20 protein-coding genes and 1 pseudogene are annotated in these 22,608 nt (G+C 69.9%); 7 read left to right on the forward strand and 14 right to left on the reverse strand.

The window, feature by feature from the left end; all coding sequences use genetic code 11:
- Positions 1 to 23 precede the first annotated feature (23 nt).
- The 12 genes from ACWF94_RS08715 to ACWF94_RS08770 all read right to left on the reverse strand — a co-directional run bounded on the left by ACWF94_RS08715 (position 24) and on the right by ACWF94_RS08770 (position 14,134).
- Positions 24 to 386 (reverse strand): hypothetical protein, encoded by a 363-nt coding sequence (locus ACWF94_RS08715; RefSeq protein WP_453486054.1) that lies wholly within the window; start codon positions 384 to 386, stop codon positions 24 to 26.
- Positions 358 to 1,155, reverse strand: coding sequence for an ABC transporter ATP-binding protein (locus ACWF94_RS08720; protein ID WP_453486056.1), 798 nt, complete (start codon positions 1,153 to 1,155; stop codon positions 358 to 360). Before ACWF94_RS08720 ends, ACWF94_RS08715 begins: the two co-directional genes overlap by 29 nt.
- Positions 1,152 to 2,036, reverse strand: coding sequence for an ABC transporter permease (locus ACWF94_RS08725; protein ID WP_453486058.1), 885 nt, complete (start codon positions 2,034 to 2,036; stop codon positions 1,152 to 1,154). Before ACWF94_RS08725 ends, ACWF94_RS08720 begins: the two co-directional genes overlap by 4 nt.
- Positions 2,033 to 2,875, reverse strand: coding sequence for an ABC transporter permease (locus ACWF94_RS08730; RefSeq protein ID WP_453486060.1), 843 nt, complete (start codon positions 2,873 to 2,875; stop codon positions 2,033 to 2,035). Before ACWF94_RS08730 ends, ACWF94_RS08725 begins: the two co-directional genes overlap by 4 nt.
- Entirely contained in the window at positions 2,872 to 4,005 is a 1,134-nt protein-coding gene (locus ACWF94_RS08735; protein ID WP_453486062.1) for an ABC transporter substrate-binding protein, read from the reverse strand. The genes ACWF94_RS08730 and ACWF94_RS08735 overlap by 4 nt, the downstream gene beginning before the upstream one ends.
- 3 nt (positions 4,006 to 4,008) lie before the next feature.
- A complete protein-coding gene (locus ACWF94_RS08740) occupies positions 4,009 to 4,977 on the reverse strand; it encodes a sugar kinase (RefSeq protein ID WP_453486064.1) in 969 nt (322 codons plus the stop codon).
- 2 nt (positions 4,978 to 4,979) lie between these two features.
- Complete coding sequence (locus ACWF94_RS08745) at positions 4,980 to 5,633, reverse strand: RraA family protein (protein ID WP_453486066.1); 654 nt, start codon at positions 5,631 to 5,633, stop codon at positions 4,980 to 4,982.
- A gap of 167 nt (positions 5,634 to 5,800) precedes the next feature.
- Entirely contained in the window at positions 5,801 to 6,772 is a 972-nt protein-coding gene (locus tag ACWF94_RS08750; protein ID WP_453486067.1) for a LysR family transcriptional regulator, read from the reverse strand.
- 99 nt (positions 6,773 to 6,871) lie between these two features.
- Positions 6,872 to 7,360, reverse strand: a complete 489-nt coding sequence (locus tag ACWF94_RS08755; RefSeq protein WP_453486069.1) for a 2,4'-dihydroxyacetophenone dioxygenase family protein — start codon at positions 7,358 to 7,360, stop codon at positions 6,872 to 6,874.
- A gap of 53 nt (positions 7,361 to 7,413) precedes the next feature.
- The gene (locus ACWF94_RS08760; protein ID WP_453486071.1) at positions 7,414 to 8,142 is read right to left on the reverse strand and encodes an SDR family NAD(P)-dependent oxidoreductase; all 729 of its coding nucleotides are present in this window, start codon (positions 8,140 to 8,142) and stop codon (positions 7,414 to 7,416) included.
- A 123-nt stretch (positions 8,143 to 8,265) separates the two neighbouring features.
- A complete protein-coding gene (locus ACWF94_RS08765) occupies positions 8,266 to 9,906 on the reverse strand; it encodes an FAD-binding oxidoreductase (protein WP_453486072.1) in 1,641 nt (546 codons plus the stop codon).
- Positions 9,907 to 10,285: 379 nt separating this feature from the next.
- Complete coding sequence (locus ACWF94_RS08770) at positions 10,286 to 14,134, reverse strand: hypothetical protein (RefSeq protein WP_453486074.1); 3,849 nt, start codon at positions 14,132 to 14,134, stop codon at positions 10,286 to 10,288.
- A gap of 970 nt (positions 14,135 to 15,104) precedes the next feature.
- On the opposite strand from ACWF94_RS08770, the gene ACWF94_RS08775 reads away from it, so the two are divergent.
- Complete coding sequence (locus tag ACWF94_RS08775) at positions 15,105 to 16,409, forward strand: NucA/NucB deoxyribonuclease domain-containing protein (protein ID WP_453486076.1); 1,305 nt, start codon at positions 15,105 to 15,107, stop codon at positions 16,407 to 16,409.
- Positions 16,410 to 16,436: 27 nt separating this feature from the next.
- Entirely contained in the window at positions 16,437 to 17,054 is a 618-nt protein-coding gene (locus tag ACWF94_RS08780) for a hypothetical protein (RefSeq protein ID WP_453486077.1), read from the forward strand.
- 134 nt (positions 17,055 to 17,188) lie between these two features.
- Here the strand turns inward: ACWF94_RS08780 and ACWF94_RS08785 are convergent, their stop codons facing one another.
- Positions 17,189 to 17,656: a MarR family winged helix-turn-helix transcriptional regulator gene (locus tag ACWF94_RS08785; RefSeq protein ID WP_453486079.1), complete on the reverse strand. Its 468-nt coding sequence runs from the start codon at positions 17,654 to 17,656 to the stop codon at positions 17,189 to 17,191.
- Between the two features lie 228 nt (positions 17,657 to 17,884).
- Between ACWF94_RS08785 and ACWF94_RS08790 the strand changes: the two genes are divergently transcribed.
- From ACWF94_RS08790 to ACWF94_RS08810, 5 genes and pseudogenes are all read left to right on the forward strand, one after another.
- A complete protein-coding gene (locus ACWF94_RS08790; RefSeq protein WP_453486081.1) occupies positions 17,885 to 18,319 on the forward strand; it encodes a hypothetical protein in 435 nt (144 codons plus the stop codon).
- A gap of 127 nt (positions 18,320 to 18,446) precedes the next feature.
- On the forward strand, positions 18,447 to 18,755 hold the full coding sequence (locus ACWF94_RS08795) for a GNAT family N-acetyltransferase (RefSeq protein WP_453486082.1): 309 nt from the start codon (positions 18,447 to 18,449) through the stop codon (positions 18,753 to 18,755).
- Positions 18,756 to 18,785: 30 nt separating this feature from the next.
- Positions 18,786 to 18,869, forward strand: a pseudogene (locus ACWF94_RS08800) ((4Fe-4S)-binding protein); the annotation flags it as partial.
- Between the two features lie 91 nt (positions 18,870 to 18,960).
- Complete coding sequence (locus ACWF94_RS08805; protein ID WP_453486084.1) at positions 18,961 to 19,179, forward strand: NAD(P)-binding domain-containing protein; 219 nt, start codon at positions 18,961 to 18,963, stop codon at positions 19,177 to 19,179.
- A gap of 248 nt (positions 19,180 to 19,427) precedes the next feature.
- On the forward strand, positions 19,428 to 20,753 hold the full coding sequence (locus ACWF94_RS08810) for a glutaminase (RefSeq protein WP_453486085.1): 1,326 nt from the start codon (positions 19,428 to 19,430) through the stop codon (positions 20,751 to 20,753).
- 418 nt (positions 20,754 to 21,171) lie between these two features.
- On the opposite strand, the gene ACWF94_RS08815 is transcribed toward ACWF94_RS08810, so the two are convergent.
- Positions 21,172 to 22,608: CHAT domain-containing protein (locus ACWF94_RS08815; RefSeq protein ID WP_453486086.1), on the reverse strand; the 1,437-nt coding region annotated here is incomplete at its 5' end.

Raw genomic sequence — 22,608 nt, forward strand, 5'->3', positions numbered from 1 at the left:
AGCCCGCGGCCGACGGCTGTGCCTCACCTCCGGGACACACCTCCCTCGGGCGCCTCGATGCTCTCGACCCAGTACCAGCGGGCCAGCGCGTCGACTCCGGCCGGCGCCACGCTGCGCAGCTGCACCACGTGCCCTTCGGTGCCTGCGATACGGCCGTGCTTCTGCAACTGCAGGATGTGGTAGCGCTCCGGGGTGAAGCCGAGCCGGACGTCGACGGAGAACCGGCCGCGGGCGTCCCGTTCTTCGCCGACACCGGCCCCTGCCTTCCCCTGGGCCTGCACGGACAGCCAGATCTGGTACGCGACCACGAGCAGGATCACCACCGCGATCTTGCGGAGTGTCGGGCTCTTCGCGGCCCTACGCGGAAGCGACGACTGGACCGGCATCGTCCTCATCTCCCGCCAGGAACTCGTTGACCTTGTTCGCGGTACGGCGGAACTCCGGCAGCTCCGCGGTCTCCTGCCAGGTGCGCGGCCGGGGTATGCGCACGTCGACGATCTCCCGCACCCGGCTGGGCCGGCGGGACAGGACCACGATCCGGTCGGAGAGGAACACCGCCTCGTCCACGTCGTGGGTGACGAAGAAGACCGTCGGCCGCCGCTCCTGGAAGATCTCCGTCAGGTTCTCCTGCAGCTTGCGGCGGGTCTGCGCGTCGATGCTGGCGAACGGTTCGTCCATCAGCATGACAGCGGGCTCGTTGGCGAGCACCCGGGCCACGCCGAGGCGCTGCTGCATGCCGCCGGACAGCTCGTGCGGATACCGGTGGCCGAAGCCGTCGAGCCCGACGAGCTCCAGGAACTCCTTCCCCCTGGCGTTGCGTTCGGCGCGTGGCACTCCGCGCATGCGCAGGCCGAAAACCACGTTGCCCAGCACCGTCTTCCACGGGAACAGCGCATGGCTCTGGAAGACGACGCCCCGGTCGGGGCCCGGCCCGTCGACCGGACGGCCGTCGACGACGACCGTGCCGCCCGTCTTCCGTACGAACCCCGCCACGATGTTGAGGACGGTGGTCTTGCCGCGGCCGCTGGGCCCCAGTACGGAGACGAACTCCCCCTGCTCCACCTCGAAGGAGACATCCTCGATGGCGGTGACCTCCTCACCGCTGTAGGAGTCGGTATACGCCTTGTGCAGGCTGTCGATCCGAAGTGCTGTCATCCGTCGTCCTCCATCGTGCGTACCATCCCCCAGCGTTCGACGGTCGCCCGCTCGAACGGGGCCAGAATCAGGGCGTCCAGCGCGTACCAGAGCACGCCGAGCACCGCCATGCCCAGAAACACCTGACTGATGTCGCCCGTCCGGCGGGCGTCGAACATCATGAAGCCGACGCCACTGGTGCCGACGATGATCTCGGCGGCCACCAGGGCCCGCCAGCCGTAGCCGAGCCCGGTGCGGATGCCGCCGGCGACGGAGGGCAGCGCCCCGGGCACGATCACCTCCAGGAACACCCGCCATCGCCCGGCGCCCAGGCTGCGCGCCGCCCGGACGAGTTCGCGCGGCACCTGCTCGACACCGGCGACGATACTCAGCATCAGCGGGAAGACGATCGTGTAGGTGAGGACGAACGTCACCGAGGTCAGGCCGAAGCCGAACCACACGATGACGATCGGCAGCCAGGCGATGTCCGCGATGGCCTGGAAGAACAGCAGAATGGGCCAGCAGAAGCGGCGCAGCCGGGTGAACATCGCCACGGCGAAGCCCAGCGGCAGCCCGATGAGCAGGCCGAAGCCGACGCCGTACGCCAGCCGTGTGAGCGAGTCGGAGAGATAGCCGGGCAGGATGCCCTTCTCCAGCATCTCGCCGAGCTTGTCGACCACGGCGGGCGGACCGACGAAGAAGGACTCCGGGAACACCTCCAGCGAGGCGAGCAGCCACCAGAGGGCGACCACCGGCACGAAGGGGCCGAGCGTGCGGAAGGTTCCGCTGCGGGTGCACCTGAGCCAGACGCGCCGCGCCACTCCGGGACGGGGCCCCGGGCCGGCGCCTTTGCCGCCGTGGGAGCCGCGCTTCTCTTCCGTTGGGAAGACTGTCGATGTCATGAGTCCCGCGCTCCCGTCGTTCCCCAGCGCTCGACGGTGCGCCGCTCCAGCGGCGCCAGCAGGAGCCGGTCCATCAGCAGCCACAGCACGCCGATGATCACCATGGAAGCGATGATCACGTCCGTATGGAAGTACTTCTGCGCCTGGAACAGGGCGTATCCGAGGCCCGCGCTGCCCGCGATGATCTCGGCCGCCACCAGGCCGCGCCAGCCGTACCCCAGGCCGACCCGCAGGCCGGTCACGATGCTGGGCAGGGCACCCGGGAGCAGGATCTCCCAGAACATCCGCAGCCTGCCGGTGCCCATGCTGCGCGCGGCGCGGAGCAGTTGGGTGGGGATCTGCCGGACGCCGAGCATCGCGTTGTACGTCAGCGCGAAGAACATCGAGTTCCACACGATGAAGATCACGGCGCGGTCGCCGTACCCGAACCAGAGCGTGGCGATCGGTATCCACGCGATCCCGGCGAGCGACACCGAGAACCGCAGCAGCGGCGAGAAGAACGCGGACAGGGCGGGACTGGCGCCCAGCACGATGCCGAACGGCAGCCCGGTCACCAGCGCCAGCGCCATCCCGATCCCCATACGCCGCAGGCTGGCGCCCAGATGACGGAGCAGGTCCCCGCTGGCCCACATGTCCCTCAGCGCCCCGGCCACATCGGTGACCTGCGGGAAGGTCCGCATCGGCACGTCCGAGACCGCCACCACGACCGCCCACACCGCCACCATCGCCGCGAGCGGCACGCAGAACCACAGGGCGGAGGACACCCGCCCGGCGGCGGTGTCGCGCGCGCCGCGCCGGGGCGGGCGCCGCGGGACCGCCTTCATGGGTGGCGCCGTCACGAGGGGCACGCCTTTGTGGCGCTCTTACGGTCGAAGGTGTAGTCCTTGCCGATCAGGGCGGAGTCCGGCACCGCCGGCAGGTCCTTGAAGAGCGTCTTCTTCTTGCCCATCACCTCAAGCATGGCGCCGGGCTGGAAGTACTTGTTGACGTCGAAGCCGGACTTCGCCTTGCCGTGCTCGGCCAGCAGCCGGGCGAGGGTGTCGAGCGCGAGGTAGTTGCAGGCGGAGAAGCGCGGGTCGAGTTGTTTGACGTTGTGCTTCATCGACTGCCGGGCGACGTCCTCCTTCGTACCCGGCAGCCAGCGGGTCGCCGACTGGGTGGCCTTCTCCGGGTTCTCGCGCATCCACTGGTCCGTCGTCGCCCGCGCGGTGAGGAAGCGCTCGACGACGTCGGGGTGCTTCGCCGCGTATGCACGGGTGGTCACGATGTAGCCCACGAACGGGATGTGGCCGCCGCCGCGCAGCACCTCCTTGGCACCGTCCACCTGCTGGGTGATCTGCATCGGGAACGGGTCCCAGACGATGGCGACGTCGATACCGCCGGACTTGAGCGCCACCGCCATGTCCGGCGGCCCCGTGTTCACGACCTTGACGTCGCCCGCCTTGAGACCGGCCTGCTCCAGCAGCCCGAGCAGGTACAGGTGGTTGATGGAGCCTTCGGAGACGCCGATGCGCTTGCCGCGCAGGGTCTTGAGGTCGTCGCCGTCCACTCCGGACTTGGGGGCCGCCACGACGGCCATGGTCTCGTCGATGCTCTGCCGGCTGGCGGAGCCCGTGTAGTTGCCCACCAGGACGAGATCGATGCCTTCCTGGGCCGCGGCGATGGCGGGCGTGCCGACCTGTACGAAGTCGACCTCGCCGGCCTGTAGCGCGTTGAGCGCGTCCACGCCTGTCGGGAACGGGTCGCTGAGCTTCACGTTCAGGTTCTGCTCGTCGAAGTAGCCCGCCTCAAGCCCGGCCGGCAGGCTGATCTGGTCGATCGCGGACACGTATCCGGCCTTGACCTTGGTAGGGGCCGGGCCGTCGCCGCCGGATACCTCGTCGTCGACGGTGGACCCGCCGGAACACCCGGCGAGCAGCAAAATGCCCGAGCAAGCCGCCACCGCAACGTGACGTTTCGCGCGCAACATGACTCATCTCCTGATCGGTTTGGACTGCCTGACGGGCGGTTGACCGCCGGCGAGCGCCGCTTCCACAACGTCGCGGTGGGGGATCGGGGTGACCGCGCCGGGTCCTGTCGTGGTGAGCGCCGCCGCGACCGCCGCATGGCGGGCGGCCTCCTGCGCGGACGCGCCGTCCAGCAGCCGGGCCGCGAACACGCCGTCGAAGGTGTCGCCGGCCCCGGTGGCGTCCACCGCGTCCACCGGGTGCGGCGCGATGTGCGTCACCGCGCCCCCGTGGGCCAGCAGCGCTCCCTGTGCGCCCATCTTCAGCACCACGATCGACGGGCCTCGGCGCACGAAGGCGTCGAGCACGTCCTCGGGGCTGTCGGCTCCGGTGAGCAAGCGGCCCTCCTCAAGGTTGGGCAGCGCGATGTCGCACAACTCGACGCTGCGCATGACCACGGCGCGAGCGCGTTCGGCCGGCCAGAGGGCGGGCCGCAGGTTCGGGTCGTAGCTGATCAGCGTCCCGCTCTCACGGGCCAGCTCCATGGTGTGGAAGGTCGCGTCGCAGGCGCTGGTGCTGATCGCCTGGGTGATGCCGGTGAGGTGGACCAGCCGGGCCCGTCGGACGGAGTCGGCCGGGATGTCCGCGGGAGTGAGGCGGCTGGCGGGGGAGTGGGCGCGGTAGTAGGTGAACCTGCTCTCCGACTCCGAGCGGGAGATGAAGTAGATGCCGGTCCGCCCGCCGGCCTCCCGGACCACATGATCCGTACCGACCCCCTCCCGCTCCCACAGGCGCAGGAGCGCCGTGCCGAAGTCGTCGTCGCCGATCCTGGTGACGTACCCGGTGCGGGCGCCGGAGCGTTGCGAGGCGATCGCGAAGTTGGAGGTGTCGCCGCCGTATCCGACGCCGAAGGCGTCCGCCTCCTGGACCCGTGGCGACGTGGCGGTTCTGGTGTGGAACTCAAGGAGCGGCTCGCCGACCGCGAGGATCTCCACGGCTAGATCCGGTTGTACTTCGCGAGGCCGCCCGCCAGCGACCCCGATTCGAGTATCAGCGCGGTCTGTTCCCGCTCCCGCTGCTCGATCTCCTGGGCGGCGACGAGCACCGCGTCGATGAGCTCAGCCGGTACGCACACCACTCCGTCGGTGTCGGCGACGATGAGGTCCCCGGGGCGGATGGACACGCCGCCCAGTTCCACGGCCTCGTTGAGTGACACCGTGCGATAGCGGCCCACGGTGGTCGCGGGCACGCTCCCGCGGGCGTAGACCGGGAAATCCGGGTAGTCGCGGCGGATCTCCTCGACATCGCGCACGCATCCGTCCAGGACCGCGCCGGCGATCCCGTTGGCGACGGCACCGGCGGACATCAGGCCGCCCCAGACGGCGACATCGGCGCCTCCGGCGGTGATGCAGACGACGCTGCCGGGATCCGACTCGTCGATGGCCCGCAGCGCGTGGCCGGGCGGGACCGGGTCGGGGGAGGGCACTTCGAGCACCGTGACCGCGGGGCCGACGAGCTTGCCGGCGAGCATTTGCCGGATGCTGCCGGACAGGTAGCCGCGTCGTCCCATCTGTTCCACCGCGTCGGCCACCGATGCGGTGGCGATGCTGTGGAATGCCGTGACCGTCTCGGCGGGAATCTTCGTGGTCATGTCGTATGGGCTCCGTTCTGCTGGCAGCACATTCCAGAACGCATTTCTGGAACTACTCGGCCGACCCTGTGACGTCGGACAGGAATACCGTAGGAGCGGAATGCCGGAGCGGTCAGTTATCGGGCTCGAATGCGGGTATTCGAGAAGCGGATGCGGGCGGGTGCCGGCTAACCGGCGGTCGGCAGCGGCTCCGCCGCGGCGCCGCTCGCCGCCGGCCACGGCCACTTCGGCGGGTCGAGCCGGCTCAGGCAGTCCCGTACCGCCTCCACGGCGGGTGAGGGGTCCTCGTTCAGCCGCCACCAGGCGGCGACGACGCGCTGGCAGCCCGCGTCGACGAGGGGGACGAGCGAGACGCCGTCGGTGTCCGCGGTGGTCATGGCCAGGGCGTTGGTGATACCGACGCCGAGGCCGTGCCGGACCAGGCAGATCAACGTCTGCGGCTGGTTGGTGCGTTCGGAGACGACCGGGTGCAGGTCCATGTTCGCGAACGCGAGGTTGGTCTCGTACTGACGGCTGTGGCCGTCGTCGCTCTCCCCGATGCTGATCACCGGCAGCCGGGCGGCCTGTGCCAGTGTCACCCCGTCCGCGGCGGCGAGCGGATGATCCGTGCGGAGCACGGCGACCAGCGGCTCACGCCACAGCACCTGGCTGGTCACCCGGTGGGAGTTGACCAGCGGGTGCAGCGGGCGGACGGCCATGTCGATGCCCCCGTCCGCGAGCTGCGCCCCCAACTCCAGGCTGGGGCCCTCGTGCAGCACCAGACGTATCTGCGGATGGGACGACCGCAGTGCCCGGACCACCCGCGGGTACAGATACGCCGCGACGCTCGGGTAGCAGCCGAGCCGAACCGTGCCGCACACCGTTCCCGCGGCGGTCCCGGCCAGCATGTCCAGGCGTCGGATGATCTCTTCGGCGTGCGGGAGGAGTCCGCGGCCCTCGGGAGTGAGGATCGAGGGCTGCACCGAACGGTCCACGAGCCGCCGGCCCACCAGCCGCTCCAGAGCGGCCACATGGCTGCTGACCCGTGGCTGGGAGCGGTAGAGGGACTTGGCCGCGGCCGAGAAGCTGCCGTGGTGGGCCACCGCCACGAAGCTCGTGATCCAGTCGATGCGGTAGTGGTGCACGCTGTTGAGGTCCATGGACGTCCTCCGATCATCGAGATCGTCCAGACGATACCCTCGGCCGACCGGTAGGTATAGCGGTGTGATGCAAGCGCTTCCACCGGCCCCTGACGTGCGCTACCTGATGAACTGGTCCGCGTAGTCGGCGCCGAGCCCGTTCTTCTCGTAGTGGGCCCGGCACATCTCGATCTTCGTGAAGGTGTCTTCGTAGCCGATCTGCTCGCTGTTCGCGTCCACGTACGCCATGGCACCGGTGATATTGAAGAACGTGATCATCTCGGGGCAGTCCTGCGGCACCTCAAGGGTGTGGATCTCCCCGGGCGGCTCGTACACGAAGTGCCCTGCCTCCGCGACCCAGTCGTGCTCGTGGTACTGCCATTTGCCCTTGAGTACATAGCCGAAGACGACGCCTGGATGCCGGTGCCGGGAGACGATGCCGGCGGCGGTCACCTTCAGCAGGTTGCACCACTGCCCGGTCACCGTGTTGAACATCAGCGGGCGGAACCATACGTTCGGCGCCTGTGGCACCCAGACCCGGTCGTCTTCGGGCAGTGCGGCTACGGCGATCTCCGGCGGCACGGCGGCGGAGGTCGGAATTATGGCCATGATCATCGGTCCTTTCCCGCAATTCGCGGTGGAGCTTGGAGCTGACTTTCTGTTCACGTGGCCAGATATCCGCCGTCGACTGCCAGTACGGCGCCGGTGATGAAAGCCGCGTCGGGGCCCGCCAGAAAGGAGACGGCCCCGGCGATATCCGCGGGCGTGCCCCAGCGGGCCATCGGTGTGCGGTCGAGGATGCGCCTGCTGGATTCGGCGCTCTCGTGCAGATCGCTGGTCAGTCCGGTGCGGATCCACCCGGGTGCGACGGCGTTCACCCGGATTCCCTGATCCGCCCAGGCGACCGCAAGCGACTTGGTGAGCTGCATGACGCCGCCCTTGCTGGCGCTGTACGCGGGCACCCGCCCGCCGCCGAAGAAGCTCAGCATGGACGCGATATTGACGATGCAGCCGCCGGAACCGGCCAGCGCCCGCCGCGCGGCGACGCAGGAGCGCATGGTGCCGGTGAGGTTGACCCCGACGACGTCGGCGAAGACCTCGGGCTCGAACTCCCGCCCGCGGGCGATGACGCCGACGGCGTTGATCAGCACGTGCAACTCGTCGAACCCGGTGAGGAAGTCGTGGAGTTCACCGTCCCGCCGGACGTCGAGAGGCACGGCGCGCACCTGCTCCGGCAGGGTGCCCGCGGCGCGTTCCGCGTCGAGCCCCGCGACGACGACGTCGTCGCCGTCGGCCGCGAACCGCCCCGCGATCGCGGCACCGATCCCGCTGGTCCCGCCGGTCACCACCACGGTTCGTCCGCTGGGTTCCGCCACGCGGTCATCGTGCACAGCCGTCTCCTCCGGTGTTCGACTCGGATGCGATGAACCTGATTGAACACAGGCACGGTGCGCACGTCAGCTCTCATACGCGAGGGGAATGAGACCCATTCGGAATGCCTCGTGACGTGGCGCTCATCCCGCGTCCGGCAGGCGTACGGACTGGGCGTGGCGGAAGACGTCGCCCGGGTCGTAGCGCCGCTTCACCTGCTGCAGCCGGGCGTAGCCCTCCTTGTAGTAGAGGTCGTGCCACGGGACGCCGGAGCTGTTCCACTCGGGCGCTGCGAGGTCGATGTCCGGGTAGTTGACGTAACAGCCGTCGGTGACCTCGCCGGGAACCGGGACGCCGCCCGTGTCGGCGTAGACGTCGCGGTAGATGCCGCGTATCCAGGCGAGCTTCGCGGCCTCCTCGGCCGGCTCGCGCCAGTACGCCTGGTACTGCAGCTTGAGCACCGAGTCGCGCTGCGCCACCGCGGTCGCGTCCGACGCCACCGCGTTGACCTGGCCGCCGTACGAGTCGACCTGGAGCAGCGCGTTGGTCAGCTTGGTCCCGGTCAGGTGCCGGTAGACGGCGGCTATCTGCTCGTCGGGGAAGCCCCGGCGCAGGTACGCCGACTTGTAGTCCCCGCGCCCGCCCCAGCCGGAGCCGGAGTTCGCCCGGGTCGCGGCGAGCCACGGCCGCTTCTGCGCGGTGAACAGCTCCGGCGTCGCCCGGAGCTCACCCGCGCGCCGCGCCATCGGCTGCGGACGGCCCATCCCGGCGCCGATCTCGGCGAGGAAATCCCCCAGCAGCCGCGCGGAGTCCGGCCGGGTGGCGTCCATCTGGGTGGACATGGAGATCTGGCCGCTCGCCGCCGTGCTGAGCACCAGCATGCTGAACAGGCCCGCGTAAGGCGAGTCGGGAGCGCTGTGCTCCTCGTGGAACGCGCCGTAGTTCCGCAGGAGCGTGCGGAAGCGGCCCTCCGTGATGTCGCTCCAGGGCCAGGACTGCGAGTGGAGGTACACCTGGGCGGGCGGCCTCGGCAACTGCTCCTCGGGCGGGAGGTGCCCGGTGCCCGGGGTGCGGAGGAAGTAGCGGGTGACGACGCCGAAACTGCCGCCGCCGCCACCGGTATGCGCCCACCACAACTCGCGGTGCGGGTCGTTCTCCTCGCTGGTGGCGAGCACGGCGCGAGCCCGGCCGTTCCCGTCCACCACGACGACCTCCACGGCGTAGAGGTGATCGACGGTCAGTCCGGCCTGCCGGCACAGCATCCCGTAGCCGCCGCCGCAGATATGCCCGCCGGCACCGACGGAACCGCATGTGCCGCCCGGCACGGTCACGCCCCACACGCGGTACAGCTCCTGATAGACCTCCCAGAGCGTGCATCCGGACTCGACGGCGAAGGCGCGGAGCCTTTTGTCGTACGAGACGGAGTTCATGGCCGACATGTCGATGACGACCTCGACCTCGGAATTGAAGACGAAACCCTCGTAGCAGTGACCGCCGCTGCGGATGGAGATGCGCTTTCCGGCCCGTACGGCTTCCTGGACCGCGCCGACGACCTGCTTCGTGTCCAGCGCCACGCGGATGGCCCCGGGGCTGCCACGCCAGCGGCCGTTGCTGCCGGAGACCAGGTCGGGATAGCGGAGGTCGTCGGGGGTCACGGTCACCGCCGGGCCGGATGCGGCGGTCCGAGCGGTCGCGGGGGCGGCGAGCGGGCCGATACCGGCCGCAGCCGCGCCACCGAGCGCCGCACTGCCCAGCAGAACTTTCCGGCGTGACACGTTGTCCATGCGATTACTCCCGTCAGAGCATCAGGGGCAGAACATGGGCTCGATACTCTTCCTGCGAGTCCCGCGCGGGAACGCCGGAACGGCGATGCGGATATCCAATTCCCGAATAGTCGCTGGGTGTTGGGGGTGGCGGGCTGCGGCTCTCCTTCATCGGAGATCAGGGCGTCGCCGCTGTCCTCCCCGCCGTACAGCTCGCCATCAGTGAGGGCACCCCCGTGCGCCTGTCTCCGCTTTCGCCGCCGCCGGGCCGGCTCGCGCCCCCGGCGGCCGTCGCCGGGCCGGCTCCCGCCTCCTCGCCCGGCCGGACGGTACCCGGCTCCGCCGAGGGCAGGTCGCACCGGTCAGGGCGCGCCGGTCGGTACGGGCATTCTGGTGCTGATCACGGGGATGGTTCATCATCGATCTGTGCAAGGTGCATGTTGATCAGATCGGTGCTGACCTCGTCCAAGCCTTCGAACAGGCTCTCGCCACGCTCGCCGTCGGTCGCGCGGTGCAGCGCTTCACGCAGTGCGCCCCTGCCCTGGTCCCATTCCTCCAGAGCCTGGAGGACCACTGGTCCGGCGAAGGGGAAGCAGGCGTTGAAGTGCGCTTCCCGCTCGGTCGGTTCCGGGACGAGTCGTTCGAGAGCCGCGCCGAACCGGATCTCCGGTACCCGCTCGACGCGAGTGATCAGCTCGTCGACGGTGGCGGGCAGCAACTCGGCGCCGAATTCGCGCAGATCACCGATGTCCACGATCGTGGCACCGGCGGACGCCCACTCGGTCGCGTTGCGCAGCATGACGGCCGCGAACCTGTGGGCGGCCGCCTCCTGGGGGCGACGGCCGGCCTGGGCCAGGTACCGGGAGAGAGCGTCGTGTCCCTGGGCCAGTGCCCCGGGCTGCGGGAGCCGGTAGAGGTAACGCAGGGCGGCCTGCGCCAGGGTGACCGCGTCATCGGGGCGTCTTCGCAGGTCCTCCAGTTCGGCACGGGCGCTGAACACGGCGCCGAGCAGCCCGATGTCGTCCGCCGCCTCGAAGACGGTCTGGCAGTCCAGGAGTGTCCGCTCGGCCTCGCCGTAGCGGCCGAGCCGCATCAGGGGCACCGCGTCGTTCAGCCGCAGGCGGGCGCGTTCGTGTGCTGGCGCGCCCCGCCGCAGGTGGCTGTCCTGGATCTGCCGGCTCAAGCGGAGGCACAGGGGCCAGTTCTCCAGGCCGGTGGCAGGACCGAGCGCCGTACTGAGCGCGACCTCGCGCACGCTCACCGACGTGACGGCCTCGGGACGGGAGGACTCGGCGGGCAGGGTCTCCAGTTGGTCCAGCAGCGCCGTCGCCTCACCGAGAGCACGGGCGTGCTCGCCCATGTCGTCGAGGATCTCCAGGCGCAGGCACGCGTCGGCCGCTTCGGTCCAGGGACCGAAACCGGCGCTCCGGGAGAGTTCCACCCTGAGATCGGCCGCGGAGAGGGCGTCGGCCAGATTGCCGGTCCTCCGCAGCAGCGCCGCCAGATCACCGGCGGCCGACCAGGCGAGCGTGTACCGGTCGCCGCTGAGGGCGGCGACGATCACATCGTGGAGCAGGGCGCCCGCCTCTTCCGGATCGATTCGGGACAGCACCTTGGCGTACAGGCCCTCATGCACGAGGTGCTGGTCGGGACGGGACGCGTCGTCGAGTATGTGGCGGAGGTGCCCCAGGGCCTGGTGCGTCGTTTCCGGTGACAGGTCCCGGTCGGTCACCGCGTCGATGAGTGAGGCGGCTTCGTCCCGCGCGCCCTGGCGCAGCAGGTACGGTACGGCGCCCAGACCGAGCCAGACCAGGACGGTGCCGAGACCGCGGCCCGCGTCCTCGGCTTCCTCCGCTTCCTCGTACATGGTCCTCAGATAGAGGATCAGCGCCTGGTCCACGATCTCGGCCAGTTTCGCGTCGGTGCCGGTCCGGACCGCCTCGGTGATGCCCGGGTGCAGCCGGTAGTGCGACAGGGCCCCGGAGTCGCCGGACGCGGCGGGCTCGTACTCCACGAGGGCGGTGGCCAGCAGCGGCTGCAGCGCCTCGTCCAGCGGCGGGGCGTCGGCACCGTGCCGCACTTTGTAGATCATCGGCCACACTTCGTCGACGACCCAGGGCCGGCGGTGGTCGCTCTCGATGCGGGAGAGGAGTCCGGCCAGGGTCCTTGCGGGTGCCGGCAGACCGGCCAGGACGGCATCGCTCCACACGGCCAGCAACCGCACGAAGTGGCCGCCGTCCAGGTCACTGCCCCCGGTGGTGAAGAACGCGGTCAGCGGGGCCTGAGGGCCCGCCGTCTCGGCGGCTGCCAGCGCCGCCGACAGGCGCGCCGGTTCGGCTGCCGCCGCGTCGGCGAGCCGCAGCAGCGTCGGGTGGCCCTGGGTGATGGTGAGGACCCGGCGGGCCAGCGCCCGGGTGCCGACGTCGTGGACGCCGGCGCGTTCGGTACCGGACACATCCCGCAGCATCAGGCTCAGGTGCGGCAGTTCGCGGGCGAGCAGCACGGCCTCGGCGGCGGACAGGGGATGAACCGGCAGGGTGAGCACCCCGGCGTGGCCGGCGTCGGCCGGCGCGGTCCGGCTGGTCAGCACCGTGCGGGACAGCCCGCCGTGCCCGAGCAGCGCCTCCATCAGAAGCCCCCACATCGGATCGCGCCACGTACCGGCCTGCGAGAGCAGGGTGTCCAGATGGTCGAGCACCAGCAGCACGGCGTTTTCGCGCAGCAGCGCGGACAGCCGGGGCAGAAACCGCCGCAGCGCCTGCTCACTCGCGACGGCCTGCCGCATCGGGAGGTCCAGTTGGGTCTCCATCGCCTCCGCGAAGCCGCCGAGTGCCCCGTGGAACTCATCCGGCGTCGTGGGTGCCTGCCACCAGGCCAACGCGGCGAACCGGCTCCGGTGCTGGTGTGCCAGCTCCAGGGCACAGGCCGTCTTGCCCGTCCCCACCATGCCGGTGAACAGCACCCCGGCCAGGCCGCTGTCCGGCGCGAGGGCGGTGCTGCTCTCCACGAGCACCTTGCTCCGGCCGACGAACCGCTCCGGCTCCGGCGGGAACCACGCCATGCGCTCCGCGTACGGATCCAGGGTCACCCTTCCCGGCGGCGGCGCCAGCCGCAGGCCCGCCGCCGAGGCGCCGAACAGCGCCGGGGTGCCGATCGACGCCGCCGGCCGCCCGGCCGACGGCTGTTCGCCGACCGCTCGGGGCAGGGCCAGCGCGACCGCGCGGTCCACCGGCTGCCCCGCACCGAGCAGCCTCGGGTACAGCTCCCCGGTCAGCGCCACCGCGAATCCGTCCGCGACCGGGTAGCGCATCGCCAGCGCCGCCACGCCCAGCTCCGTCACGAGCCCCCGGGCCAGCCCGACCCGACCTCCACCGGGCCCCCCTTCCGACTGCGCCTCGTCCTGTTCGACCTGGTCGGCGGCGTCGTGCAGGCCCAGGGTGTGCAGGGTGCCGGCGGCCATCGCGGCGCCCGAGTCGCACACGGAGAGCACGGCCAGTTTCAACCGGTCCCGGGCAGGCGACAGCAGCTCGATGAGTTCCCCGGTGGACACCGGATCCGGCTCACCGTCGGCCCGCTCCAGCAGCAGGGCGGCCGCGCGTCCATGGCCGGCCACGTGCAGCACGTCCCAGCCCGGGAACTCCTCGGCCGCCTCGGCGAGCCGCTCCCGGGTCACCCCGTACTGCAGCACGCGCAGTTCGATCGCCTTGCGCGACCGGGACGCGATCCGCCGTACGGTCGTCTCCAGCTCGCGACGCTCCCGGCGCAGGTCGAGGACCGACGTCCGGGACGGCATGGAGAACAGTGCCAGGATGCGGAGGCTCTCCCCGACTGGCTCCTTGTCGCCCGGCGATGCCACGCCGGGCAGCTCGTACACCGGACACACCTGTCGGCGGGCCAGCACGACACCGTTCACCCGGGCCAGTTCCAGCGGCCGGGACAGCAGGAACTCCGCCTCCCGGGGCACCACGACACGGACCGTGCCGGAGAGCTGTTCACCGAGCCTTCCGAAGACTTCGCTGCCGATCCATGTCCCCAACCGCCGGACGGCTTCGGTCTCGGAGCCGACCGGATCATGCGGTAACCGCTGCCGTCGAAGGTAGGACCGCAGATCGCGGAATGCCTCGTACTCCGCCCCGTCCGTGTCCAGCGAGACCTGATGGTCCCCCAGCACCCGCCCGGAGGCGGACGTCAGCACCCACCGCCAACGAGCCGGTCCCGCCACGTCGACGGCATGAAGCGTCTGTCCCACCCTTGCCTCCCCGCACCGGCCCGCCGACCCCGGCGAAGCCAGTCCTTCCCTCATCGACCCACAGGTTCGTCCTGCGTTGCGGACAGCACACCACATCCCGTTACGGCGGGCCGTGCAGACGCCGCTTCCGGTGACCAGGGGAGTGGCACGTCGATCGCGGCGCGCGCCCGGGACGGTCCGGTTGTGCAACTCCGCAACTGGACTCGTCCTCTCCACCGACCCCGTGGTGGGACCGTGGTGGGACCGTGATGGGACCGTGGTGGGAGAAAACGCCGGGGCCGGCTCCAGATCGCGCTGTCCGCGCCGTCGACGTCGGCGAGCACAGGACGGTCGCCGAGGTGGGTCCACCGCGGTGTCCTCGGCGTCGTAGTCCGCGTCGGGACGGGCGGCCGTGGAGGTGTCGGCCAGGATGCGGTCGGGCAGGCCGAGGTATCAGATGAGCAGGTCGAGGAGGTGGTGGTAGCCCATATCCATCAGGGCACCGCCTCCGGCCCGGCAGTCCCTGCACATTTCTCAGGGAAGTGCCAGTAAAAACACTGAGGTTGCACATCGAATCCATTTCCTCGTCCGGGCCAGACAGAAACGACGCCTCGAAGACATCTGCGCGATCTCGGTGTCGAGTGCGGTCTCCATCTTGTTCAACCGACAAGGGCGATACGCTACGGCTCACCATGCGAGTCTCCGGCTGGACCCGACGATCTCGATCATGATCCTGAACCGTGGTCTCGTCCGCGATACAGCCGGGTACTTTCTTTTGCCTGCGGGTGGGGAGCTGAGGTCGTGCTCCGACACACGAACAGGTACTTCGGTCGAATATGCGGTCTGACCCTCTGGGGCGGAAGGGGATCTTTCGGAAGAGAAGGTTTCCTGTGACCGAATTGCCTTTTGTGAGGAGAAGCACTGGGAGTGCCGCCCGGTTCGTAGTCTGTCATGACCGGAACAAGTCACTGGCATGACGAAAGGCATCCACATGAACAGACTTGGGGGCACCCTCGCGGCGTTGGCGGGATTACTGCTGGCGCTCCTACCCGCCCAGGCGCTGGCCGACGACGGCAACTCCTCACCGCAGAAGCCGTCCGCCGTGGCCGCCGATGACCGCAGCTCTCCCCGGCGGGCCGGTACAGCGGCGGACGCGGCAGTGACCAGCAACTGTCAGGAAGTGCGCGCAAAGCTTGACCAACTGGTCAGGAAACATCCGGGCAAGTACGCCACCTGTGTGGAGCCGGGGCCGGTCAAGCAGGCCAGGGCGCAGCTGGCCAACGACGTCTCCACGCAGGCCGTCCTCGACCTGCCGCAATGGTGCATCGACAACGCCTTCAACGGCTGGCTGTTCACCCGCACGCGGGCGTGTGCGATCCGGTCTGTGACGGTCAATGTGCTCGACCCGCGCGGCGGCCTGGTGGGCCAGTTGCACACGGTCGAGTACAACTACTCCTACACCGTCTCGGACCTCACTGTATGGGCGAACCAGATTCAGGTCAGCAAGACCCAGGCAAGCTGGGGGAGGGTCGGGTTCGCCATCGTCTCGGGGCGTGCCTCGTGCACCGGGTCATGCACGCTGGACCGGTCCCAGTTCCCGCCCCAGTTCATGCGGACCAACCGCCTGCAGGACGGCGAGTCGTACTTCAACTCGACCGCCACCACCAGGGGAGCCGTCGGCCACGCCGACACCGAGTGGACCTACCAGTACAACGCCCCCCTGTGGATCACGCCGAGCACCCCGATCACGGTGAGCCCCCCGCGGGTGCGGGGTGACCACGCTCTGCCCGGACCGACCCGGGCCGGAGTGGTCTTCCCCGACTACGTCCCCACCATGCAGTACAGCCGCACGGGGCCCTATCCCGAACTGGCCAAGCACATCGCTGAGGCACAGGCATCCGGCCTGCCCGGAGCACGTGCCGGCGAACCGCTCCAGCGGACCACCGGCACCCTGCTGAGGCAGAACCGTGACCGGTCCTGCCCCCGCGGACCGGGGTCCTATCCCCGCCCTGCCGGCAAGACCTGCGACGAGTACCCCTTCGCCTCCACCTGGCAGGGCGCCTCCACGGCGCAACCCCACGGCCGGGGGCCCGCCCGGACCTACGACCGCGTCCAGTGCAGCATCAGCGAACCGGTCGGCACCGGTCCCCAGGGCTACAGCGTCTGCATGATCGACGCCACGCAGAACCGTGAAGGAGGCCGGGCCCTGAACCGGTTCTACGTCACGGAACGCGTGCTGCCGTCAACGACGCAACGGACCGACGCGGACTCCTTCCACGTCGACATCACCCCATAACAGGCAGCGAGCAACCAGGGAGCCTCCATGACCGGGCCACACCCGTCCGGCCCAGCAGTGGTCCAGGCCGACCACCACGCCTTCTGGATCGTCGACACCGCTCAACTGCCCGGCGACGCCCCCCAGGCAACCAACGGTCTGGTCACCGTGACCGGGCGGGGAGCCGCCGTGGTCATCACCGGCATCCACACCGGCGCGGTCTCCGTCACCGTGGACATACGGCACGCACCACCTCAGACAGTCGGCCTCGCCGGCTGGGACGAGGTCGTGGAGGTCTCCCTTCAATCGCCCGACGGCCACCTCAAGGTGGCCTCACCCCAGGACGAGCTTCCCGAACTGCCCGAACTGACCCCCTCGGGGCCCGGCACCTACCGGCTGCGCGTCCACGCCCGGGGCCGGGACACCTTTCCCGACGGCACGACAGAAGAACCCGTCGAGGACTACCTCCTGATGATCTGGCCCCAGTCCGAACCCACCGGGGAAACACTGCTCCAGACAACCGACCAGTACGGCGCCGAACTCCGCCACACCTCCCCACCCCACCCACCGCATCCTCTGGCCCCCCGCCCCGAGGACCCGGAGCATGAACGCAGCCAACGAGAACGCACCCAACTGGAACGCCGTTCACGAACGCGGAAACCGTAGGTGCCGTCACCGGCCGGCGTGGTGACGCAGGGGGCGGCGAGGCTGCCGTCGGAAACCGCCCGCCACTGTTTCAAGCGGCTGGAGCACCGTTCCACGACGGGCCCTGGAGCTGTAGCGGTCTGCTGTCCGATCGGTCAGTCGGTCTGCTTCTCCATGTGCGCGAGGACACGGTTCGAGATCCGGGCGAGCGCGCGGAGGTCTTCAGGAGTGAGGGCGTCGATGAACAGTCGGCGGACGTGCTGGACGTGCATGGGCGCGGCGTCCTCGATCGCCCTGTAACCGGCCGCGGTGGCGACGATGAATGCTCCGCGCCCGTCGTCGGGACAGTCCTCCCTGCTCACCAGTCCGCGCTTCGTCATCCGCCTGACCTGGTGGGACATACGGCTCTTCTCCCACTCCACCAGCTTCGCCAGGTCCATGAAGCGCATCCGCCCGCCGCCGGGTTCGGTGAGTTTGACCAACACGGTGTAGTCGGATGCGGACATCCCGGAGTCGGCCTGGACTCGGCGGGAAAGCCGTCCGATGAGCTTCTCCTGCAGGTGGATGAAGCTGTCCCAGGCGGTCTTCTCCTCCGATGTCAGCCAGCGAGGCGTTGCGTTCATGGAGTGAGCGTAACGGCGCAGCTCGGACCGGGTGCCGTCCCCCCGGAAAGTCGCTCCCCCCAGCGGCTGGTTGACGTATCAAGTACTCGCAACCTAGCTTAGTTGTCGCATCAACTAGATGATGCGGGGCCGTCAGGAGGTCAGCCCGTATGGGGTGCGCTGCAGGCATCGAGCCTTCGGCGTACCGCCTGACAGCCCTCTGGCATGAAGCTCCAGAAGGGGAATCCCATGAGCACCGGGAACAAGGCCGGACTCGACGCGCTGCTGACGCCCGAGGAGAGCGTGCTCGTACTGATCGACCACCAGCCGTTCCAGTTCGCCAACCTGAACAGCCACGAACCGGCGATGGTCGTGAACAACGTCGTCGGTCTCGCCAAGGCCGCCAAGGTGTTCGACGTGCCGACCATCCTGACGACCGTGCTGGAGGAGCGCGGCGGCTACCTCGTCCAGGGGCTGCAGGACGTGTTCCCGGAGCAGAAGCCGATCAACAGGACCTTCATCAACACCTGGCAGGCCGTGATGGGCGAGTGGCAGCGTGACTGGGCCCGCGAGAAGACCGTACCGGGCGTCGCCGAGGTCCAGGCGCAGCACGGCGGCGCATCCGGTGTGGCCTTCGCCTGGGAGATGCAGCTCCTCGCCGAGCGCGCCGGTAGCAGCGCCTGACACAACTGCCGGGCCCGCTCCCATCCGTACCGGGTACTGCTGTCGCCGACCGGTTCCCTCGCGGACAACAGCCGGTCGGGGGCGTCGGCTTGGAACAAGGCCCACACGGAAGGTGTATGGAGGACACATGTCAGTGGAAGTGAGCGACGTTCCCGAGGCCAAGCGGTACGAGGCCCGGGTCGAGGGAGAGTCCAGGGCCGCGGGCGTCGCGGAATACATCCGTACGACGGACCTCGTCGCGTTCGTCCATACCGAGGTCTCGCCGGAGCACGAGGGCAGGGGCGTTGGGGCAGCGCTGGCTCGCACCGCCCTCGATGACGCGCGCGCCGCGAACCTGCGGGTGCTGGCCACCTGCCCGTTCGTCGCGGGGTGGATCGCCCGGCACCCCGAGTACCAGGACCTGCTGTATCAGTCCCGCAGCAACGTCAGTGACTGAACAGCCGGGCACAGCGGCAACGGAGGCGGTATGAGCAGCGGAACCCAGAAGAAGACGTACCAGGGCAAGTCGATCACCGTGACCTTCGAGGCCAGGCGCTGCCTGCACGCCGCCGAATGCGTCCACGGTTTGCCGGAGGTCTTCGACCCGGATCGGTGCCCTGCGCGGCTGGCCGCCGATCCGTCGCGCGGAGTTCGGCACCGGGGTGGAGCGCGGTTCGCTGCACGTCGGTTCGGTCGGGACGGTCGCGACCAAGATCGCCCACGCGATCCGGGTCCTGATCTCCGGGTCGGGCGATCCCGCGAAGATCGCGCTGACCGCCGGGGTTCTCACCCCCGGAGCGACCGCCGTGTGGCCGGCCAAGGCCGCGGAGGCCGCCGACGTGGTGATCCTCGCCCTCCCGCTGAGCAGGCACCGCGCGTGAGGCGCTCAAGGACAGCATCGGGAGGGACCTCACCGTGGTGCCTGTGTGCCCGCTGTTCGCTCGCCATCTCAAGAAGCACGGCGATGAATTCACGGCGAACGGTGGCGCGTTCCGCCGGGCGACACCGTCCGACTTCGCACCGGTCACGCGCGCCACACAGGAATGAGATCCGATTTCTTGCGCATCGCGTGATAGATCTGTGCGGCGTACGCAGCCAGGAAGTTGCGCATCTGATGAGAGGAGGATGAATGCGGTCAGTCATTCCCGACTATCTGACCGAGGCACTCGGAGATGTGGAGTCGGATACGTCCGGAGAGCTGGCAGGGTACATCCCCGAGCTCGCAGCAGCGGATCCCGAACGCCTCGGCGCGGTATTCGCCACGGTTCAAGGCGAGGTCTACGGCGCCGGTGACATCGATACCGAGTTCACCATCCAATCGATCTCCAAACCGTTCGCATATGCCCTTGCACTGTCTGACCGGGGATTCGACCCTGTGCTCGCCAAAATCGGTGTCGAGCCATCGGGAGAGGCGTTCAACCAGATCTCCCTCGAAAGCGACACCGGGCGCCCCCTGAATCCCATGATCAACGCCGGTGCGATCACCACTCACTCGCTGGCCGGCTCCGAGGACCTGAATCCGGCAGAGCGCGTGGAGCGCGTGGTCCGCGGCCTCTCGGCCTTCGCCGGCCGTCGGCTGAGGACGGACGAGGCGGTGTGCGCGTCGGAGATGGAGCACGCGCACCGCAACCTCGCCATCGCCCACATGCTCCGCAGCCACAACATCCTCACCGAGGACCCGAGGGCCGTTGTCGACGGCTACACCCGACAGTGTTCCGTGCTCGTCACCGCGCGGGACCTGGCCATGATGGCCGCGACACTGGCCAACCGTGGGGCGAACCCTCTCTCGGGTGAGCAAGTGATCCCGGAACCGGTGGTGCGTCAGGTGCTCAGCGTCATGTTCACCTGCGGAATGTATGACGCGGCCGGTGACTGGGCGACCCAGGTCGGCATTCCCGCGAAGAGCGGCGTGGCCGGGGGCCTGATCGGTGCGCTCCCCGGTCAGATCGGCATCGCCACGTTCTCCCCACGTCTGGATCCCCACGGGAACAGCGTTCGCGGGGTGTCCCTGTTCGAACGGTTCTCCTCCGACATGGGTCTGCATGTGATGGGGGTCCCGGCCGCTGCGCGTGCGGTCGTGCGCTCCAACCATGTCGTCGGCAGCGGACCGACCGCGCTGCGGGTCTTCCAACTGCAAGGCGGGATCGGCTTTGCCGGAGCCGAGCGGGTTGTCCGGGAGGCCGTGAACTCTGCGCCCCCGGAGGTCAGGGTGGCCGTGGACCTCACGATGGTCTACTCGATCGACGACGTGGCACGGCGCATGCTCCTGGAGGTCACGCGTCGGCTCACGCTGGACGGTCATGAGGTCTACCTCGTCGACCCGGAATCGATCGTGCCCGACCCCGATCCCGGCGACGGAGGCCGAGTCACCGTAGTAGACACCGTGGAACAAGCCATGCCTTCGCCGCACACGGTGACCCAGGGCCTGAACCAGTCCCGAACAAAAGGAGCCTGACGCAGCGACAGCGGGTCGCCCGCGCATCAGGACCCCCGGCCGGCGTAGACGCCGCGCGTGCCGGGGACACGGGCGGTGAGGGCGTGGACGAGGTCGGCGAGCCCGGTCAGCTGCGACCGGAGTACCCACCGGTCCGAAGCGCTCCGTACGGCCGATTGCGGACCGGCCGGATCCGGGATCGGCGCGCGGGGTCGGCGTCAGCTCCCACCCCCCGTCGAAACCCTGGTGCCCGAGCAACGTCCGGGGGCCGCTCGCTTGGCAATCAGCAGGTGGCGGGCCAAGGAACTCCACTGCGTAACCACGTCTTGGTGTTCCGCTGCACAACCGCCGCCCCACGACCCACGACGACGTTCGGGACAACGACCAGACGGCCCGGGAGCATCATCGAGCGCGACAGCCTCAGAGGTTAAGGGACAAGTCAGCTCCCGAGGTGGATGTGCGCGGCCCAGCGCGATGGCTCGTCCGGGGCGTCGGTGCGGAGGGCGTGGACGGCGCGGTGGAGGGTCCTGGCCGCCTCGCCGGGGTGGAAGGACGGGGCGAGGCCGGTGTAGAAGTCGTCCGCGATGCGTCCGGCGGCGCTGTCGGCGACCGGCCAGAGCGTGCCGACGACATGGCGGTAGCCGGCGAGCTGGAAGGCGGTGGCGATGTGCACGGCCTCGTCGGCGAGCCGCTCGTTCGACCGCGCCGTTTCGCAGGCCGAGAGGTAGGCCAGGCCACCGTGCTGAACGTCCAGTGCCGACAGTTCGATCGCGGTGAGCGGGGCCGACGCGTGATCGTGCAGCAGCAGCCGGTTGAGGGACGGGGACCGGGGGTCGGTGACGGCGTGGCAGGCGAAGTGGGCGATGTCGTGCCGGGGCAGCGCCGCGAGCACGGCTTCCCGGGTGGCCCGGGTGCCGGCGAGCGGGGTCAGACCGGGTACGAGTTCGGTGAGCCGCTCGCCCTCGAACCGGACCCCCGGAAGCGCGCGCGTCCCCGGCGCCTCGCCCACCTCGACGAGCAGGACCTCGGCGCGGCGGGCCGCGGGCGGGCTCGCGGCCCCGGTGCCGGTGCCGCCGCCCTTTGGCAGGAGCGCCCGCACCGTGGACGTGTACGAGGAGACCACGTGGTCCATGACGGCGTCGCCGGGGTCCGCGTCGCCGTACCGGCCCGCGGCATGCAGCGGCAGGAACGCCGCCACCCCGATCGGGCACCACCAGATCCTGGGGGCGTCCCGCGCGGGGCGCGGTGCGGGGGACAGCAGGCCCAGCTCGGCCAGGACCGGCCGGCCGATACGGTCCCACAGCCAGGCCAGGTGGTCGAGGAGCTGCGCCTCGTCCGGCCGCGAGGGGCCACCGGACGGGGGCGGTGCGGCGGACGGGAGCCGCTGGAAGGCGCGGGCCCGCTCGCGCAGTTCGGCGTAGTCGCAGTTCAGCCGCAGGGCGCGGGGGGAGGCGTCGCGCGTGAGGATCAGCGCGTCGCACCGGGACGGGCCGGGGTTGATCAGGACGACCGGCCCGCCCGCCGGGCTGCGGCGCAGGGACTCGATCGCGGGCGGCAGCAGAAAGCCCTCCAGGCCGGGAAGAGCGCGGATGCGGCCCAGCAGCGTCTCCCACCGCTCGGCGAGCTGCCGGTGCCGCCGGGCCCGCCCGCTGCGCGGAGCCGCCGCCGGGACGCTCCCGTGGCTCTGGTGGTAGAGGTCGACGCTCGTCTGGTCGGAGGCGTTCAGCTCCGCCCTGAGCAGGACGAACTCGTCGGCCGCCGCCGGGTCGGCGCGGCGCAGCCCGTCGAGGCCGTCACGGCCGCCCAGGCCCTCACGCAGCAGCAGGCCGCGCGCATGCTCCAGCAGCGTCAGGGCGCGTTCGGGACGGCCGAGGGC

The sequence above is a fragment of the Streptomyces sp. NPDC055078 genome (assembly GCF_053607985.1).

Coding starts and splice junctions, on each gene's coding strand:
- ACWF94_RS08735 (WP_453486062.1), bottom strand. CDS start 4,005: ATGTTGCGCGCGAAACGTCACGTTGCGGTGGCGGCTTGCTCGGGCATT.
- ACWF94_RS08795 (WP_453486082.1), top strand. CDS start 18,447: ATGTCAGTGGAAGTGAGCGACGTTCCCGAGGCCAAGCGGTACGAGGCC.
- ACWF94_RS08715 (WP_453486054.1), bottom strand. CDS start 386: ATGCCGGTCCAGTCGTCGCTTCCGCGTAGGGCCGCGAAGAGCCCGACA.
- ACWF94_RS08765 (WP_453486072.1), bottom strand. CDS start 9,906: ATGGACAACGTGTCACGCCGGAAAGTTCTGCTGGGCAGTGCGGCGCTC.
- ACWF94_RS08755 (WP_453486069.1), bottom strand. CDS start 7,360: ATGGCCATAATTCCGACCTCCGCCGCCGTGCCGCCGGAGATCGCCGTA.
- ACWF94_RS08750 (WP_453486067.1), bottom strand. CDS start 6,772: ATGGACCTCAACAGCGTGCACCACTACCGCATCGACTGGATCACGAGC.
- ACWF94_RS08810 (WP_453486085.1), top strand. CDS start 19,428: ATGCGGTCAGTCATTCCCGACTATCTGACCGAGGCACTCGGAGATGTG.
- ACWF94_RS08775 (WP_453486076.1), top strand. CDS start 15,105: ATGAACAGACTTGGGGGCACCCTCGCGGCGTTGGCGGGATTACTGCTG.
- ACWF94_RS08725 (WP_453486058.1), bottom strand. CDS start 2,036: ATGACATCGACAGTCTTCCCAACGGAAGAGAAGCGCGGCTCCCACGGC.
- ACWF94_RS08720 (WP_453486056.1), bottom strand. CDS start 1,155: ATGACAGCACTTCGGATCGACAGCCTGCACAAGGCGTATACCGACTCC.
- ACWF94_RS08785 (WP_453486079.1), bottom strand. CDS start 17,656: ATGAACGCAACGCCTCGCTGGCTGACATCGGAGGAGAAGACCGCCTGG.
- ACWF94_RS08780 (WP_453486077.1), top strand. CDS start 16,437: ATGACCGGGCCACACCCGTCCGGCCCAGCAGTGGTCCAGGCCGACCAC.
- ACWF94_RS08745 (WP_453486066.1), bottom strand. CDS start 5,633: ATGACCACGAAGATTCCCGCCGAGACGGTCACGGCATTCCACAGCATC.
- ACWF94_RS08790 (WP_453486081.1), top strand. CDS start 17,885: ATGAGCACCGGGAACAAGGCCGGACTCGACGCGCTGCTGACGCCCGAG.